17 protein-coding genes are annotated in these 16,862 nt (G+C 65.4%); 9 read left to right on the top strand and 8 right to left on the bottom strand.

The features are described 5' to 3' along the window. Positions 1-91 precede the first annotated feature (91 nt). A complete protein-coding gene (locus tag DFR67_RS22795) occupies positions 92-274 on the top strand; it encodes a hypothetical protein (RefSeq protein WP_084892178.1) in 183 nt (60 codons plus the stop codon). A gap of 77 nt (positions 275-351) precedes the next feature. On the opposite strand, the gene DFR67_RS22790 is transcribed toward DFR67_RS22795, so the two are convergent. The 4 genes from DFR67_RS22790 to DFR67_RS22775 all read right to left on the bottom strand — a co-directional run bounded on the left by DFR67_RS22790 (position 352) and on the right by DFR67_RS22775 (position 4,485). Continuing rightward, positions 352-744: a (deoxy)nucleoside triphosphate pyrophosphohydrolase gene (locus DFR67_RS22790; RefSeq protein WP_110471775.1), complete on the bottom strand. Its 393-nt coding sequence runs from the start codon at positions 742-744 to the stop codon at positions 352-354. Beyond that, positions 744-1,775, bottom strand: a complete 1,032-nt coding sequence (locus DFR67_RS22785; protein ID WP_110471774.1) for an ABC transporter ATP-binding protein — start codon at positions 1,773-1,775, stop codon at positions 744-746. The genes DFR67_RS22790 and DFR67_RS22785 overlap by 1 nt, the downstream gene beginning before the upstream one ends. Then, positions 1,775-3,316 carry an ABC transporter permease gene (locus DFR67_RS22780; RefSeq protein ID WP_110471825.1) on the bottom strand — a complete coding sequence of 514 codons (1,542 nt, stop codon included), beginning with the start codon at positions 3,314-3,316 and terminating at the stop codon, positions 1,775-1,777. Before DFR67_RS22780 ends, DFR67_RS22785 begins: the two co-directional genes overlap by 1 nt. A 137-nt stretch (positions 3,317-3,453) precedes the next feature. Then, entirely contained in the window at positions 3,454-4,485 is a 1,032-nt protein-coding gene (locus tag DFR67_RS22775; RefSeq protein WP_110471773.1) for a thiamine ABC transporter substrate-binding protein, read from the bottom strand. A gap of 301 nt (positions 4,486-4,786) precedes the next feature. Between DFR67_RS22775 and DFR67_RS22770 the strand changes: the two genes are divergently transcribed. The 4 genes from DFR67_RS22770 to DFR67_RS22755 all read left to right on the top strand — a co-directional run bounded on the left by DFR67_RS22770 (position 4,787) and on the right by DFR67_RS22755 (position 8,637). Then, positions 4,787-5,587: an Rv1157c family protein gene (locus DFR67_RS22770; RefSeq protein ID WP_110471772.1), complete on the top strand. Its 801-nt coding sequence runs from the start codon at positions 4,787-4,789 to the stop codon at positions 5,585-5,587. 249 nt (positions 5,588-5,836) lie between these two features. Continuing rightward, positions 5,837-6,700: a hypothetical protein gene (locus DFR67_RS22765; RefSeq protein ID WP_110471771.1), complete on the top strand. Its 864-nt coding sequence runs from the start codon at positions 5,837-5,839 to the stop codon at positions 6,698-6,700. 34 nt (positions 6,701-6,734) lie between these two features. Next, complete coding sequence (locus tag DFR67_RS22760) at positions 6,735-7,916, top strand: lipase family protein (RefSeq protein WP_110471770.1); 1,182 nt, start codon at positions 6,735-6,737, stop codon at positions 7,914-7,916. Positions 7,917-7,923: 7 nt separating this feature from the next. Beyond that, on the top strand, positions 7,924-8,637 hold the full coding sequence (locus tag DFR67_RS22755; RefSeq protein ID WP_158540012.1) for a lysoplasmalogenase family protein: 714 nt from the start codon (positions 7,924-7,926) through the stop codon (positions 8,635-8,637). Positions 8,638-8,659: 22 nt separating this feature from the next. Here DFR67_RS22755 and DFR67_RS22750 read toward each other — a convergent pair whose 3' ends face one another. Then, positions 8,660-8,869, bottom strand: coding sequence for a PspC domain-containing protein (locus tag DFR67_RS22750; protein WP_110471768.1), 210 nt, complete (start codon positions 8,867-8,869; stop codon positions 8,660-8,662). A 161-nt stretch (positions 8,870-9,030) separates the two neighbouring features. Here DFR67_RS22750 and DFR67_RS22745 point away from each other — a divergent pair, with 161 nt between their 5' ends. Next, complete coding sequence (locus DFR67_RS22745) at positions 9,031-9,840, top strand: enoyl-CoA hydratase (protein ID WP_110471767.1); 810 nt, start codon at positions 9,031-9,033, stop codon at positions 9,838-9,840. Positions 9,841-9,847: 7 nt separating this feature from the next. Here the strand turns inward: DFR67_RS22745 and DFR67_RS22740 are convergent, their stop codons facing one another. Together DFR67_RS22740 and DFR67_RS22735 are read right to left on the bottom strand one after the other, a co-directional pair. Next, positions 9,848-11,344: a sugar porter family MFS transporter gene (locus DFR67_RS22740; protein ID WP_110471766.1), complete on the bottom strand. Its 1,497-nt coding sequence runs from the start codon at positions 11,342-11,344 to the stop codon at positions 9,848-9,850. A gap of 162 nt (positions 11,345-11,506) precedes the next feature. Beyond that, on the bottom strand, positions 11,507-12,019 hold the full coding sequence (locus DFR67_RS22735) for a hypothetical protein (protein WP_146240507.1): 513 nt from the start codon (positions 12,017-12,019) through the stop codon (positions 11,507-11,509). 167 nt (positions 12,020-12,186) lie between these two features. On the opposite strand from DFR67_RS22735, the gene DFR67_RS22730 reads away from it, so the two are divergent. Both DFR67_RS22730 and DFR67_RS22725 read left to right on the top strand, forming a co-directional pair. After that, entirely contained in the window at positions 12,187-12,768 is a 582-nt protein-coding gene (locus tag DFR67_RS22730) for an HhH-GPD-type base excision DNA repair protein (RefSeq protein ID WP_110471824.1), read from the top strand. A 39-nt stretch (positions 12,769-12,807) separates the two neighbouring features. After that, complete coding sequence (locus tag DFR67_RS22725; RefSeq protein WP_110471764.1) at positions 12,808-13,551, top strand: hypothetical protein; 744 nt, start codon at positions 12,808-12,810, stop codon at positions 13,549-13,551. Between the two features lie 24 nt (positions 13,552-13,575). Here the strand turns inward: DFR67_RS22725 and DFR67_RS22720 are convergent, their stop codons facing one another. Next, positions 13,576-14,916 (bottom strand): wax ester/triacylglycerol synthase domain-containing protein, encoded by a 1,341-nt coding sequence (locus DFR67_RS22720; protein ID WP_110471763.1) that lies wholly within the window; start codon positions 14,914-14,916, stop codon positions 13,576-13,578. Positions 14,917-15,260: 344 nt separating this feature from the next. On the opposite strand from DFR67_RS22720, the gene DFR67_RS22715 reads away from it, so the two are divergent. Further along, positions 15,261-16,859, top strand: coding sequence for an aldehyde dehydrogenase (NADP(+)) (locus DFR67_RS22715; protein WP_110471762.1), 1,599 nt, complete (start codon positions 15,261-15,263; stop codon positions 16,857-16,859). Positions 16,860-16,862: the final 3 nt, after the last annotated feature.

Below are 16,862 nucleotides of genomic sequence, written 5' to 3'. Positions count from 1 at the left end.
GATGAGAGCACCGTCACAGGCGAAGGCCTCCCTCGATCAAGGTGATGCTAACCTCACTTACAGCGGAACAACCGGACGAAAAGGCAGGTACGTGGGCAACAAGAAGGCGTCCAAGGTGTGCGGACTCAAGCCCAAGAAGAAGTGCTGCCGCAGCTCCACGCGCTGCGTGCGTTGCCCCGTGGTGATCCACAAGATGCAGAAGCTCTCCGGTCAGGGCCTGTCCGAGAAAGAGCTCGGTAAAGCGCTGAAGAAGGTTCGCGCCCGCGCCGCCTGACTTTCAAAAATGCACACGTTCGAGTGATCTGCACACGTTCGAACGTGTGCAGATGACTCGAACGTGTGCTTTTGCGGTCAGGTGAGAAGCCCGGCGAGGTCGTCCAGCCACACTGCGTCGGCGGGGACCAATTCACCGGCTGCCGCCATCTGACGCAGGGCGTCGGCGTCCACCCAGCAGACGGCGCTGTGCTCGGTCGGCCGTGGATCGCCCGCCACCAGGGTCGCGGCGAGCGCGACCAGCGACAGATCCTCCCGCAGCGGTACCCCGACTCCGATCTGCTCGCCGGCGGCCACCTCGATCCCGAGTTCCTCGGCGAGTTCACGTTCGAGCGCGCCACCCCGCGTCTCCCCCGGTTCGACCTTGCCGCCCGGCAACTCCCACAGGCCCGCCACCTCGGGCGGGTAGGTGCGCCGGGCCAGCAACAGCCGACCGGCCGAGATCACTGCACCCGCCACGACCTCACGCATCAACGGCAGCCGATCGACGCTTCGGTGATGATCGCAATCCTGTTGGGATCCAACGTGAATCCGACGTCTGCGCCCACCTCGACCCGGATGTCGCTCACTGCGTCGAGTTCGAGACCCGCGGTCGACAGACGCACCCGGACACCGTCGGGGAGCGAAGCGACGTGCACCGCCCGCCCGACCGGTCGGCCCCCCGTGACCGGACCGACCATCACGGCCTCGGGACGCAAACCCAGTCGTACCGGGCCGTCGGGCAGATCGATCGGCACCGACCCGAGCGAACTGTCGAGCACTCCCCCTCGTACCGCTCCGTCGCAGATCGTGGTGCAGCCGATGAAGCGGGCAACGCTCTCCGTACGCGGCGTCCGCCAAAGCTTTTCTGGAACGTCGTACTGGATGATGCGACCCGCTTCCATGACAGCGATCCGGTCGGCCATCATCGCCGCCTCGGTGTGGTCGTGGGTCACCACGATCGTCGGAGTCGCGGTTGCAGCGATGACCTCTGTGATCTGCAACGCCAGCCGTTCTCGCAACTGCCGGTCGAGTGCCGAGAGCGGCTCGTCCAGGAGCAGCAGCCGCGGTCGCGGTGCCAGTGCGCGGGCAAGGGCAACTCGTTGCTGTTGACCGCCCGACAACTCGGCGGCCTTCCGGGAGCCGAATCCTGCGAGATCGACGAGTTCCAGCAACTCGCCGACCCGTTCGGCGATCTCGCGTTTGGGCCGGCGGCGCACCCGCAACCCGTACGCGACATTGTCGGTGACAGTCCGGCCCGGCAGGAGCTGACCGTCCTGGAAGACGACACCGAAATCGCGACGATGCACCGGCACCGGCGCCAAGTCCTCTCCGTCGAACGAGATGGCACCCCCGGACAGGGGTTCGAGTCCGGCGATCGCACGGATCAGCGTGGACTTCCCGCATCCCGACGGCCCGAGCAGTGCGGTGATCGCCGCACCGGAGGTCCCGATCGCGAGATCGAGGTCGGTGAGAACCATCTCTGATCGATAACCGACCGTCACAGAGGACAATTCGAGCATCAGAACTCCCCTCCCTCATCTTTGCGGACCACTTCGATCAGCGCGACCACCGCGGCGGTGACGACGAGCATCATCACCGAGCACGCCATCGCGGTCGCAAAGTTACCCGAGCCGGGTTTCGCCAGTGACGCGCCGATGAGCACGGGGACGGTGGTGGTGTCGGGTCGGGCGACGAAGCTGGTGGCCCCGAACTCACCGATGGCGATGACGAATGCGAAACCCGCTGCGGCACAGAGCGCTCGTTTGATGACCGGTAGATCGACCGTCCACCACACCCGCAGAGGTCTGGCACCGAGCGTGGCCGTCGCCTGCCGCAACCGATCGTCGACCAGCCCCATCGCCGGGACCAGGATCCGGATCACCAACGGGCAGGCGATGAGTGCCTGTACCGCCGGGACGATGGCCGGTGACGTACTGATCTCACGGGGCATCCCGGTCAGGATCACGAGATATCCGAGTCCGACGGTCACGGCGCTGACGCCCAGCGGAAGCATGGCGACCACGGTCGCTGCGCCCGCGAGCACCCCGCGGGCACGGACGAGCGCGAGGGCGCCGAGTAGCCCGAGAACCATCGCGATGACCATCGCCCAGGTCGCGCTGATCAGGGAATACTGCATGCTCTGCCACGGCGTCTGCCCGTTCACCGATTCGAACAGGGCGCGATAGCCATCGAGATTCCAGCTGCCGCCGACCGTGGGCCGTACCGAGCGCCAGAGCAATACAGCCGGCGGCGCGATCAGGATCACCAACGAAACCGTGAGTATCGCCGCGACCGGCAGCCACTGGCGCCCATGCGGCTTGCGGCGCCGGCGCGGTGCTCCGGCCGCCCTCGCCCGGCGACTCAGCAACGCACTGACGGTCACCACCACCGCGACCACAACGATCTGCACCATGGACAACGCCACGGCGGCGGGCAGTTTGAAGAATCCGATGGCCTGCCGGTAGATCTCGGTCTCGAGGGTGTTGTACCGCCCGGCCCCGAGGATGAGCACGACTCCGAAACTCGTGGCGCAGAACAGGAAGACCACCGACGCGGCCGATGCGATCGCGGGGGCGAGCGCAGGCAGGGTCACCGTCCGCAGCACCCGCCACCGGTTCGCGCCCAGGGTCCGGGCAGCCTGCTCGGCCCGCGGGTCCAACTGAGCCCAGACCGAACCCACGGTCCGGACCACCACCGCGATGTTGAAGAACATGTGCGCCAGGATGATCGCCCACAGCGACGCGCCGATGCCCAGCCACCCCAGCGGCCCGCGGTCGCCGAGCAGGACGGAGAACGCCACGCCGACGACGACTGTCGGCAAGACGAACGGGATGGTGACGATCACCCGGAGCGCCAGCGCTCCACGCAGTTCGTACGTCGCCAACACCCAGGCGATCGGAAGGCCGATGACCAACGTCGCGGCCGTTGACGCAGCGGCCTGCGCAATCGTGAACCACAGGAGATCAGCCGCATTGGCGTCTGAGAGCAACTGGGGTAGATCGGTGCTCGCACCGTCACCGAACGCGCGCGCCGCAAGCGCCAGCAACGGCCAACCAAACATCACCGCCACGAACAAAAGCGGCAGCACGAACAACAGCGGCAGGGCGAACGTGGGCACAGCGTCCAGGAGTCCTGCCCGGGAACCCCGCGGCCGACTGCGCCGGGGTCGGCCCTTGCGCCGGCCAGACGTCACCTCGGTCAGCGACCCATGACGGTGCGCCACTCCTGCTGCCACGCCTCGCGGTTCTCGGCGATGACGTCGAGCGGCATGGAGGCCACGAACTCGGGCTCCGGTGCGAACTGTGCCCATTCGGCGGGCAGCGGCGTGCCGGTCCGAACCGGATAGACGTACATCGATTCGGGCAGGGCCGCCTGCACAGGTTCGCTCAACAGAAAGTCCACGACCTTCTGGGCGCCTTCTACGTTCCCGGCGCCGCGCAACACACCTGCGTATTCGGTCTGCTCGAAGCAGGTGCTCAGCAGTGCCGTCGTGGTCGGCAGGTAGGCGGGCGACGAGGCGTACGAGACGACGACTGGCTTGGAACCCTTGCCCTCGCCCGCCGTGAACTCCTGGTTGTAGGCCTCCGACCATCCGGGTGCGACTGCGACGTCGTTGTCGCGCAAACTCTGCCAGTAGCCTTCCCAACCGCCCGCGGTGGAGCTCGGGTACGCGGCGATGGTCGCGAGCAGGAACGCCATCCCCGGCGACGAGGTGGCAGGGTCGAGAACCACGGTCAGCCCCTTGTACCGGGGGTCCGCGAGATCGGCGAAGTTCTGTGGGGGCTGCTGCCCGCGCTGGGCGAACCAGTCATTGTCCACGTTGACGCAGACATCCCCGCGGTCGATCGCGGTGAGGCGGTTGGGTTCGGGCAGGGCGTGCTCATTCGGTCCGAGGCCGTTGTCGGGGCTCGTGTAGGGCTCGAGGGCGTCCGCGTCCAGCACTCGCGAGGCGAAGGTGTTGTCGATGCCGTACACGACGTCGCCGCGTGGAGATCCGGCCGTCAATGCGATGGACGACGACAATTGACCGGCGTCGGATTCCTTCACGACCTTCAGGGTCAACCCGGTCTGATCTTTGAACGAGGTCAGCAACTCGTCGGGCAACGCGAAGGAGTCATGGGTCAACAGCACCACCTCGTCGTCGGACCCCGAGTCGCCGCAGGCGCTCAGGGCACTCGCCGCGACCGCAGCAGCGATCAGGACTGCTGCGATGTGAGTTCTTCGACGCATGGTGCCTCCAGATAGCGTTTTCTTGTCTCGTTGATCTAACCAGCACGGGCGAATCGATCCGCACCCGAAATGTGACATCACAATTGCATCACCAGCACCACTAGCACCATCAGTCACAAGCTACGGTCCCAGGGCGGCGACAACCACGCTCCGAACCGGTCCCGCAGCAGAGCGCAGCTGGAACGTTTACCGGCTGCACTGTTGGCGGCAGGGTCACGGAACGGTTACCGTCAGCACGGCGATACAGAACACAGGCACCTGCGACAGCGGGCTACCAACGCAAGATGGGACACCAAGAACAGTGCTACTGAGTGAGCTGACAGGTCGCGACCGCGGACGATCTCGTGCTGGGCGTACCGCCCGCCGAACTGCGACTGCCGTGGCGATAGCGGCCTGCGCGGCGCTGGCACTTCCGGCCACCGCGTCCGCCGAGCCGACGGCACCGCCTGCCCCCAAGATCGACGAGGCGACCCTGCAATCCCTGGGCGCTTTCGTACCCGCGATCATCGGCTCGGCCGCCACGCCGGGGCCCGACGGCAAGGTCAATGCCGATCTCGTGGCCAACGCCAAGACACTTGCCGCCGATTCCGGGCTACCACCCGAGCTCGCGGAGATCTGGAACAAGGTCATCAGCTTCCTCGAAGGCACCGGTGGCGGCGGGCCCGACATCCCCACCGGCGAAGGCGCCCCGATCATCCAGCAATTCCTCTACCCCACCCTCGGCCAGGGATGCATCCCCGGTGGCAACTCTGTCGGCACCGCACTTGCGACCGCTGGGCCTCAGAAGGCTCCGGCTCCCGGACCCGGGCGGGGTGAAGCGGGATTCGTCTACACCAGCCTCGGCACCGGGCCGGCCCTCAACAACAAGGCCGCACCACTGACCGTCGCGTGGATCAACGTCGACACCGGCGCCACCGGGCAGCAGAGCCTGCAGCGGAACGACAAGATCAATGTGGCCGAAGGCCCCGGAACGTTCACCACGATCGCCAAAACCGGTCAGGGTCGCGTCATCTCGGCAATCTACGGAAACGTCACGACCAAGACCGAGGGCAAGACGGTCAGCTGCACGATCATCCCGACCGTGGGACTTGCAGTCATCTGATCTCAGATACCTGGGCAACAGGCGCCGACCACCAGGTCGGCGCCTGTTCTGCTATTCAGGGTGAAACGCGTCACACGCCCAGATCCGTTGAAACGCAGCAGAACTGCGGTTGGGTCGCAGTTCTGTCACAGGTAGGCCTCGCGGCTTGCCAACTGCGCAAATCACATGGTTGGCTTTAACAACCGCAACATTGGCCACTTCTGTCACATCCGTAACAGTTGGGCCGGTTTCGTCTGTTCAAGGAGAACCATGCCGAACTCACCGCTGATCCGACGTGGTGTCGTCGCAGTCGCGATCGCGGCGTCAGCAGCCCTGATGTCACCGGCACTCGCCGTGGCGGAGCCCGCACCGCCCGCCGACCTGACACTCACCGCTCCCACCGGCATCCCCGCCGACAAGGACCTGTCCGCTGCCATCGCGCAGCTGCAGAAGACTCGTCTCGATCCAGAGGCGCTCTCGGCCGCGAAAGCCATACTCGGCGTCGGGTCCCAGCTGTCGGCCACCGAGGTGGCCGCACCCACAGCGACACCTGCGGCGTCTCCGACCGACGTCCTCACGCTGCTCGCCGACGCCAACAACACCCTGCGCCAGATGGGGATCCAGAGCTTCGTCAACCCATCGGTGGCGTTCAACTGCACCGCACCGACCCCCGACAACCCGTTCGGCTTGCTGCCCGCGGTCGGTGGCGCTGCACCCGGCCCCTTCTTCCTTCCAGGCTTGAAGCTCCCCGCGGCCATCGACGCCAATCTCGTCGGCAGCGGCGAGACACTCTTCGGCTTCGTCCCCTCTGGAATCACCAAGGACGGCTCCGCCAGCGGCATGCAGGTCGCCTGGTTCAACGTCAACACCCTGCAGGGCGGCTTCGCGGACATGGCGCCGGTCGGTACCACCCTGGTCGACATCTGGCTGAAGAAAGTACCTGACAGCAATCCCTTCAAGGGACGGATCAAAGACGCGCTGACGACGTTCGCCAACCGTCTCAGCGTGCCCGGATCACGCCTGGTGCCCGTCAAGACCGGCAACGGAACGGTGTTGTCGGCGGTCTTCGGAACCGTCGAGAACGGCAACCGCAGTTGCTTCTTCCTCCCGATGATCGGGATCACGCAGGCTTAGTCCGCTCGCCGCGGACCTTCGTAGGAGACATCACATGAAAAGTGTTCACAAACAAGCACTCCGGCGTATCGGAACGTGTGGACTGACCGCAACGGCGCTCGCGGCCGTGGTCGCGGGCGGGCTCGGCGCCGGCACGGCCGCAGCCGCACCCGTACCGACCGGTGGCACCGCAGGCAAGGTGTACGCGAACATCGGCCTACCGGATGATCGCTGGGTCACCGGGGCCGGATCGGCCAACCGGTTCACCTATTGGACCAACGCAGCAGCCGACCGCACCGAACTCAGCAGCGCCGCCATCTATCTGCCGACCGGCACTGCCCCCGAGGGTGGTTGGCCCGTGGTGGCATGGGCGCACGACACGGTCGGCCTCGCCGACAAATGCGCCCCGTCGTGGTCGGGGAAGACCGAATCGGCAGCTCGGTGGAACGACATCACGCCGTGGCTGAAGAAGGGCTACGCCGTCGTCGCCTCGGATTACGCCGGACTGGGCACCGAGGGCAAGCTGCCCGACCTGCAGACGACGATCAAGTCGGACAACATCATCGACGCGGTCAAGGCAGCGCACGACATCGCGCCGAACCTGTCTGCCAAATGGGCTGTCAACGGCAACGGCAGTGGCGCCACGGCCGCACTCGCGACCGCACGCAACGCCGTCAAATTGCAGGGACCTGACCTCGATTTCCGTGGAGCGACGGTCACCAGCGTGCCTGCCGACCTCGGTGCTCTTGTCTTGAACGCCGGCCCCGGCTTCATCCCGGTGCCGTTGCCCACAGATCTCACCGCAGAGGTGCTCTACGCGGTCGCCGGGATCCGGGCCTCACACCCCGAGTTGAACCTCGACTCCTACCTCAGCGCCGAGGGTCGGGCACTGACCGACAAGGCCGTCAAGGTCTGCTCGGCCGAACTCCAGCGCGCGGTGGCCGGAACCAGCCTGAACGAACTGTTCACGAAACCGGTGGCGTCGATACCGAACCTCAGGCCGATCGTCGAGGCGTACCTGGGCGTCCCCGACAGCGGATTCGAGAAGCCGGTGTTCATCGGCCAGGGATTGCTCGACACCACGGTGGTACTGCCTTACACGCTCGATTTCCTGAACCGGGTGCAGGCCACCGACCGCACCGCGACGGTCCGGACCTACCCGGTCGACGGTCCGGGGACCTCGGCTGCTGCCCTGCCTGATGCCACGGCCTTCATCTCTAAGATCTTGGGCGGCTGACGCCGAGATGGGTTTTCCCGGTTGGAAACTCCCGGAACGCAAGATCTTCGTGGCGGCAACAGTCGCCGTCTCGGTCGCCGGCGCAGCGCGCCGGCGGCCCGGGGTCGCGGCGACCAAGCCCGCTGCCCTGGCAGCGCTGGCCGTCACGGTGGCACGCGGCGCCCGACACCGCAGTGCACCTGACAACGCCCTGTTGTCATTGGCAGTCGGGGCATCTGCAGCAGGCGACTACTTCATGTATCGCGAGGAGTTCGCAACCGGGCCGGACAAGGACCGATCACTCCAGACCGGCGCCACCCTGTTCGGGCTCGCGCATCTGGCCTATCTGGGACTACTGATCCGTCACGGCGGTGTGCCCACCACACGCCGACTTCTCCCCCGCCTCGCTGTGATGAACGAGGTTGCCGTCCTGGTGATCCTGCATCAACCGCGCATGCTTCCGGTCCTCGGGATCTACGGTGGGACGTTGGCGACGATGGCGGCCACCGCCGCGGACCCTGCTCTCCTGCGCGGTGCGGACACGGACGCGACCCGCCTGTTGGCCGCCGGTGGCATCGCCTTCATGGCATCGGATGCGATCCTCATGAATCGTCGATATCTACTGCGCGGCGCTGTCCCCCGCGCCATTGCGGAGGCAACGGTCCTCTCGACCTACTTCATCGCGCAGATGCTGCTGCTCGACGGCATGGACGCACTGAGCCGCCGAAGCCCTGGCCCGTAGCCCAGGCGGACGCCCCCGTAGATCAGGCAGTCGCCATCGTGTTCGCGTGTTGCTTGTCCATCGGGATCACCAGCCACAGGGCGAGATACAGCACGAACTGCGGTCCCGGCAGCAGACACGAGGCGACGAACGCCACGCGCACCACGTTCACATCCCATCCATAGCGCCTCGCGATGCCCGTGCAGACGCCACCCAACATCCTGCCGTGCGAAACCCGAACCAACTTGTCCATCACATCAACCTTTCGTCGATGGGGCGGAAATGGTCTCCCGCCTCACCTCACTCACGGTAGGGAGCAGACGGCCTCGGTCGCATCGGGGAACGACCCTGATCTTCGACGGCTCTTTCCCTGATCCACGTCTCAGGGATTCGAGCGCATGCCACCATGGCCCCATGTCTTTCGTAGAGGTAGACCACCCCCGGCCACACGTCGCGCTGGTGACTCTGAATCGTCCAGAACGCATGAATGCCATGGCCTTTGACGTCATGATCCCATTCAAGGAGACGCTCGAGCAGATCAGCCGCGACAATGACATCCGTGCTGTGGTGCTCACGGGAGCAGGACCCGGCTTCTGCTCCGGCGCCGATCAGAAGTCGGCAGGAAAGATTCCGCACATCGACGGGCTCACCGCACCGACGATCGCACTCCGGTCGATGGAGATGCTCGACGACGCCCTGGGCGCACTCCGGGCCATGCATCAGCCGGTCATCGCAGCGGTGAACGGCGCAGCGATCGGTGGTGGGTTGTGTCTGGCCCTGGCCTGTGACATCCGGATCGCAGGGTCGAGTGCCTACTTCCGGGCCGCCGGGATCAACAACGGCCTCACCGCCAGCGAGCTCGGTCTGAGCTTTCTGCTCCCCCGCGCGGTCGGTACGTCACATGCGGCCGAGATGATGCTCACCGGCTGGGACGTCCCCGCCGAAGAGGCGGCCAGGATCGGGCTCGTCTCCCGCGCCGTTTCCGACGATGATCTGCTGACCGAGGCCTTTCGCATCGCCGAGCGCATTGCGGAGTTGTCCCGGCCGGGAATCGAACTGACCAAACGCACCCTGTGGTCCGGTATCCAGGCGTCGAACCTCGACGCCCACATACAGACCGAAGGCATGGGTCAGCTGTACGTCCGGCTCCTGACCGACAACTTCCAAGAAGCGACGGCCGCCCGCAAAGAGGGACGGCCGCCGAACTTCACGGATACGAAATAGCGACGAGCTATTTGAGGTCTTTGGCCGCCGCTTTGTCCGCGGCCTTGGAAGCCTTCAGGGCCTCCTCGACATCGCCGAGGGTGTCCATGTCCTCGAGCTCCATACCCTTGGTCTCCGGGACCTTGGTGCGTACGTAGAAATACGAGGCGAATGCGCAGAAGGCGAAGAACCCGTAGATGTACGCCAGACCCAGTGTCTGATTCAGCTGCGGGAACAGCAGAGAGATGGTGAAGTTCGCCAGCCAGTTGACGCCGGTGCAGACGCCCAGGGCGACGCCGCGGATCCGGTTGGGGAACATCTCGCCGAGCATCACCCACATGACCGGCCCCCAGGTCGCCGCGAACGCGACCACGAACAGGTTCGCGCCGATGAGCGCTACCAGACCCCAGGTGTCGGGCAAGCTGATGTTGTCGCCCGAACCCTCCTGCTGCGTGAACGCAATACAGGCCATCACCAGCCCTATGAACATGCCCACAGAGCCGATGAGAAGAAGCTTTCGTCGACCGATCCGGTCGACGAAAAGGATCGCAGCGAAGGTCATGACGACATTGACCACCGCCGTGATCACCGAGGTCTTGAACGACTGACTCTCACTGAAACCGACGGACTGCCACAGAGTCGTCGAGTAGTAGAAGATCGCATTGATGCCGACGAACTGCTGGAAGATGGCGATCCAGATACCGACCCACACCAACGGGTGCAGTCCGAACGACGGTCCGCGGATGTCTTTGATGGACACATTGGATTCGCGCTTGAGAGTCAGCCTGATCTCTTCGACACGCTCGAGCGGATTCGCTTCACCGGTGACCTCGGTCAGAATCCGGGCGGCCTCCTCGTCCATGTTGCTGCCGACGAGATAGCGCGGGGATTCGGGGATGAGGAACGCGAGGATGCCGTAGATGAGTGCGGGTATGACGCCGACCATGAACATCCAGCGCCAGGCCTCGATACCGAACCACAGATCGTTCGCGGCACCGCCGGCACTGTCGGCGAGCAGGGCGTCCGACAGCAGCGCGACGAAGATACCCATCGTGATGGCGAGCTGCTGGAGTGATCCCAGGGCACCGCGGTATCGAGCCGGGGCGATCTCGGCGATGTAGGCGGGTGCGATCACCGAAGCGATACCGATTCCCAGACCACCGATGACGCGCCAGATCAGCAGATCCGGGACCGCCCAGGCCAGGCCGGTGCCGATCGACGACGCGATGAAGAGTGCCGAACCGAGCAGCATGACCTTCTTGCGGCCCCAGATGTCGGCAAGACGGCCGGCGAACCATGCGCCCAGCGCACAGCCGATCAACGCGATCGCGACCGAGAAGCCCTTCATGAAGTCGTTGAGCTCGAAGTGGGTGCCGATCGAGTCGACGGCGCCGTTGACCACCGAGCTGTCGAAACCGAAGAGGAAGCCGCCGACTGCCGCCGCGACGGTCACCCCGATCACCTTGGCTACGTGAGCCTCTCCCACCTCTGGTGGGGTCGGCCTCTTGCTCGCATCTGTGGACATCGGGGGTAACCACCTTCCGATCGGCGGCCGGCGTCATTGCCGGCGTCGGACACCTTCGCGTGACGTTACTCCTCGCTGCAACCCCAGTTTGTAAGTCCTGTACAGAAAGTCGGTCACAATTCGAACATCCGGTCGCAGGCCGCGAACGCCCGGGGTTCGGCCCTAGACGACGGCGGCTCCCCCGCACGATGAGTACTGCGGGTTGACCATCGGGAAGAACGCGAGCGCGCCGATCTTCTGGTTGACGGTGAATTGCACCGCCCCGTGGCCCGTGCGCAGCGAACCCTCCCAACTCGCCGACCGCCCCCGCGCCGGGATGATCACCTTGCCGCGGGCGCCGGTGGTCGTGTTGACCCAGCGCACGGTGGTTTCCACGTTGTATTCGAAGAGAAAACCGGCGCGCGGGTTGTTGGCGCTCAGATACAGCACCGGACCCCTGGCCCCGTCCTTCGGGAACTGCACGTTGTTGTACACGTCTATGTCGATGCGCAGCGGGCTGCCATTGGTGATCGGGGGTCCCCACGGATCGGCGCTGTGGCAGCTGATCGTGTCGACCAGCGTGGGTTCGGCCGCTGCGGGAGCCATGCCGACCACCGTCATCGCGGCCGCCGCGATCGCAACCGCCGCCCCCACCACTGCGTTTCGTACCGTGCTGTCACTTGCGTCGATTGCCACCGCGAACTCCCTCATCCCCGAGCCGAGTGTGTCTCCTGCCAGCATTCAACCAGCCGGACCGGCGTCCCGCGGGCGTTCGAGCCCTACCCGATGCGTCGCTCGGATATACCGGTGACCTGCCCTATACGCTGGAGCGCGATGTGTCCGGACGGCGTTTGGAGGACGACATGACCCGCGAGATCTGTATCGCACAGGACCCTGCGGCCGACGAGTTGTTGTCGACGGACGACTTCGCGCTCGTCGTGGGCATGACCCTCGATCAGCAGTACCCGATGGAAGCTGCGTTCAAGGGTCCGCAGAAGATCGCGGACCGGATGGACGGTTTCGATGTTCATCGCATCGCCGAGTCGGACCCCGATGAGTTCGTGGCGTTGTGCTCGGTCACCCCCGCGATACATCGCTTCCCCGGCTCGATGGCCAAGCGTGTCCACGACCTCGCAACCGTCATCGTCGACACCTATGGCGGTGAACCGTCGGCCATCTGGACCGAAGGCGATCCAGACGGCAAGACTGTGCTCAAACGCCTCAAGGCGCTGCCGGGGTGGGGCGACATGAAGGCACGGATCTTCTTGGCACTGCTCGGCAAGCAACTGGGCGTGGACCCGGAGGGATGGCGGGAAGCCGCCGGCCACTACGGAGACGACGGGTCACGCCGCTCCGTCGCCGACGTTGTCGACAACGCCACCTTGCAAGAAGTGCGCGAGTTCAAGAAGCAACAGAAAGCCGCCGCCAAGGCCAAAGCCGGGTGAATGTACCCGGGGGTCACGGCAACGCCCTAGGCTGAGGTCATGGATGCCAAATTGGTGATCGAGATCCCAACTCGGCTGGGGTTCGCGGCAGCGGGGGCAGCACTGTCGGCCGTCGAGGCGAGCGTGGCCCTGAGCCGTGTCGCCGTCGAGAACGTGCACTACGAGATATCCGCGGCGATGGGTTTGCGGGACAGTCCGGCCTTCCGGAGCCCTCTGCAGTTGCTGAATCAGCTCGGCGAGCTGCTGGAGGAGGACCGTTCGCTGGGTCGGATCCTGGCCCGCGGCGGTCCACTCGATCGGTTGCTCGCCGAAGACGGGCTGGTCGAGCGCGTACTGGCCGACGATGGAGTGCTCGATCAGATGACCGAGGCGGGCGGTCCACTCGATCGCCTGCTCTCCCGGCACGGACCTGTCGACCGGATGCTCGCCGAAGACGGGGTCCTGGCCAAGCTCACGACACCCGGAGGGCTGCTGGACCGGCTGTCCGAGGACGAAGGGTTCTTGGACCGTCTCACCGCGGACGAGGGTCTGCTCGAACAACTCGTGGGCGACAACGGCGCGCTGGAGCGTGTCATCGCGCCCGGCGGCCCCATAGACCGCCTCTCGGATCTGGTCGAGATGATCGGCCAACTGGCTCCGAGCATCGAGAAACTGCAGTCGACGGTGGACGAACTCAATGACGCCGCTGAGACGCTCAGCGTCGCCGTCACCCCGCTCGGCGAACTCGTCGGAAAATTACCGAAACGCCTGGTCCGCAGCAAGAACGGGACTGGAGAACACTGACCGCTTCGCCGCCGGCGCTGACGGCTATCGACTACTGGAGACGATCTGGTTCCAGGAAATCGACGCCCCCAGTATCTCCATGTAGTTGTCGATGTCCCCGACCGCGGATTCAGCGGCATGAACGCTGATCGCGACCGTGTCGCCGATGCCGTGAACGGCGTGGGTCAATCCCATGACCGGGGAAAGCGCGGGAAAGCCTGTGGTGAACAGGACAGGCGCGTTCGCGAACCTCAGATCAGCCGCGCCGCGGTTGACGCTGGACACGACGGTGTTACCCGTCACCGTGTCCGGCACGCGGTTCGGGTCGAACTGCAAAATGCCCCAACGCAACAACGGTGCAGGCACTGCCGCGAAGGCCTCATCGCCCGCCCTGAGCGCAGGATGGTTGTTGCGTAGCTGCCGTTGCCCCAGGGCATCCGCGATGTGACGCGACCGTGACCCCAGGTCGGCGGTATCGGCGTAGAGACTGATGCCGACGTTACGAAAGTGATTGCGAGAGCGCGCCGCACCCGACTTGGCCATTGTGACCTCGGCTCCGAGCGTGGTCGGGTCCTCACCGCATTCCCGGAGGTAGTCCGACAGCCCCAATGAGACGGCGGTCAGCGCGCTCACCGTCACCGTCGGTCCCGGGAAGTCATCGCGTCGGCGTACGAGAGTACGTACAGCGCGCGCACCTTCGGGCCGGGTGTTGGTCAACAACAGTGGTCGGCCTTTCGCCTGCTGCGGGACAAGCCCTTTGATCATGTCGTCGACCAGTCTGCGGTGTGTGCGAGCAGCATTGAGGCCGTGCCAGCCCAGCGAGCCGATCTGTTTCGGAAGCCGAAGTGCTGCCACAGCTGTGGCCTGCGCCACCGAATAGGGCTGCTCACTGCGACCGGGTTCCGCGGCTTCGGGCGGGGTGGGACCGAACAGGAGCCGAGCCAGGGCAGATGACCGTCTGCCATCGGCCAGCGCGTGGCAGATCTGCAGTACGGCGACGGTGGCCACCGAAGCACACCGGGGAACATTCGTGACGCCTGTGAAGACATGCAGCCGCCACGCCTTGTCCCGCGGATCGAGTTGCGTATCCGCGAGGGCGGCGATGCCGTCGAGGCAGTTGTCCCAGGTCGGATCCGCAAGGTCGTGGACGACGACCTGATCCCATTCGGCGTCGGTCCGGACCCAGTACGGATAGTCCAGCGCGCAGTCCACATCGGCGATTCGTAGCCGGAGATCCGGAATCAATTCGGCTCGACCGATGACCAAATCGATTGCTGCGTCGAGGCTTTGCGGAGCACCGTCGAACACGTAGACCAGAAACTGGTCGTTGGGGATCTTCTCCGACATCCAGTACATCTGGGCGTCGGCCGGCGACATTCGCTCCATGCTGGAAACCTACCGCAGGGCGCACGATCGCAAACCCGGATTTTCGCAGACACGAACTATCGCAGACACGGACTATCGCAGACCCCTTGCGTGATTGGGGTGGGCCACCCCGGTGAACGGAGTCCGAATACAGAACCCGGTTTTCTCCGGCGACGTCGTCTGCCGAGGAGGCCTGACGTGGGTCGATTCAATCGGGCTATTGAAGATCGGCACATTTGACTTGGACAGGAATGAATCCAGCTCCTACGGTCAGAGTTATGACTCAGGTCACGCCCATGGCCTTCCGGGCGTGATCCGAGTCGCCCGACACCGAGTACTCGCAGCGACAACGCAAGGAATCGACCATGACAGCAACGGTTAATCGAACAGACACCCTGACCGGCCAGATGATCATCGCCGGCACCTTCGTGACCGGTACGGGCGAGACGGTCCGTGGACTGGACCCGTCAACCGACACCGTGCTGGAGCCCGGCTACGCCCATGGCGACGACACGCATGTCGATGCTGCCTGCTCACAGGCAGCAGCTGCCTTCGATCGGTACCGGTCCACGACGTCCGAGGCCCGCGCCCGCTTTCTCGAGGCGATCGCGGACAACTTGGAAGCTCTTGGCGATACCCTCGTCAACCGCGCGGCCGCCGAGTCCGGTTTGCCCGTCGGCCGTATCACCGGCGAGGTGGGCCGCACGTCCGGCCAATTGCGATTGTTCGCCGGCGTACTGCGTGACGGCGGCTGGAACGGAGCACGCATCGACCCGGCGCAACCCGATCGGTCTCCCCTGCCGCGCGCTGACATCCGCCAGCGCAAGATCCCGTTAGGACCGGTCGCGGTCTTCGGCGCCAGCAACTTCCCGCTCGCATTCTCGGTCGCGGGCGGCGACACCGCGTCGGCACTCGCCGCCGGATGCCCCGTGATCGCCAAGGCCCATGACGCCCACCCCGGCACCTCTGAACTGGTGGGTCGTGCCATCACGGCCGCCGTCGTCCAGACCGGGATGCCCGCGGGGACCTTTTCCCTCCTGTACGGCCACGGCCCCACGCTGGGCACCAGTCTTGTCACCGACCCCCGGGTCAAAGCCGTCGGATTCACCGGGTCACGTTCCGGTGGAACAGCTCTCGTGGCGGCGGCCGCAGCCCGCCGCGAGCCGATCCCGGTGTATGCCGAGATGAGTTCCATCAATCCGGTCTTCGTCCTCGACACGGCGTTGCAGACGCGCGGAGCGGACCTGGGCAAGGCCTTCGTCGGCTCCCTGACCCTCGGCTCCGGGCAATTCTGCACCAATCCAGGGCTGGTCATCGCGGTGGACAGTCCGGGATTGACCACCTTCGTAGAGTCCGCCGGCGCCGCAATTGCCGACACGACCCCGACCCCGATGCTCACCCCCACCATCGCGAACTCGTATTCGGCCGGCGTCGATGCACTCTCGGCCGCGTCGACCGTCGAAGCCCAGGCCCCCGGCTCTGATGCGCCGAACAGTTGTGGCGCAGCCATTTTCAGCACCGACGCCGACACCTTTCTCGGCTCGGAGGTGCTGCAACAAGAAGTGTTCGGCTCGGCGAGTCTGGTGGTCAAGTGCACCGACGCAGCGCAGGTCCGCGACGTCGCAGCAGCACTCGAGGGACAACTCACCGCCACGGTGCACGCCGACGACGCCGACATGGACGACGCAGCGGCACTGGTGAACGTCCTCGAACTGAAGGTCGGACGCATCCTGTTCGACGGGTGGCCTACCGGCGTCGAAGTCGGACACGCCATGGTCCACGGCGGCCCGTACCCGTCCACCTCGGATTCCCGCAGCACGTCGGTCGGATCGCTCGCGATCGAGCGTTTCCTGCGACCGGTCGCCTACCAGGATGTCCCACCTGCACTACTGCCCTCAGCCATCGCCGACGGCAACCCCGATCGCCTCTGGCGCCGCATCGACGGCCGCCTCGTCCAAGACTGACCA

Origin of the sequence: Williamsia limnetica, from assembly GCF_003217475.1 — a bacterium.
Lineage (GTDB): Bacteria > Actinomycetota > Actinomycetes > Mycobacteriales > Mycobacteriaceae > Williamsia > Williamsia limnetica.
Note: the sequence above shows the minus strand (reverse complement) of the source record. Positions and strands in the feature narration are given on the sequence as shown.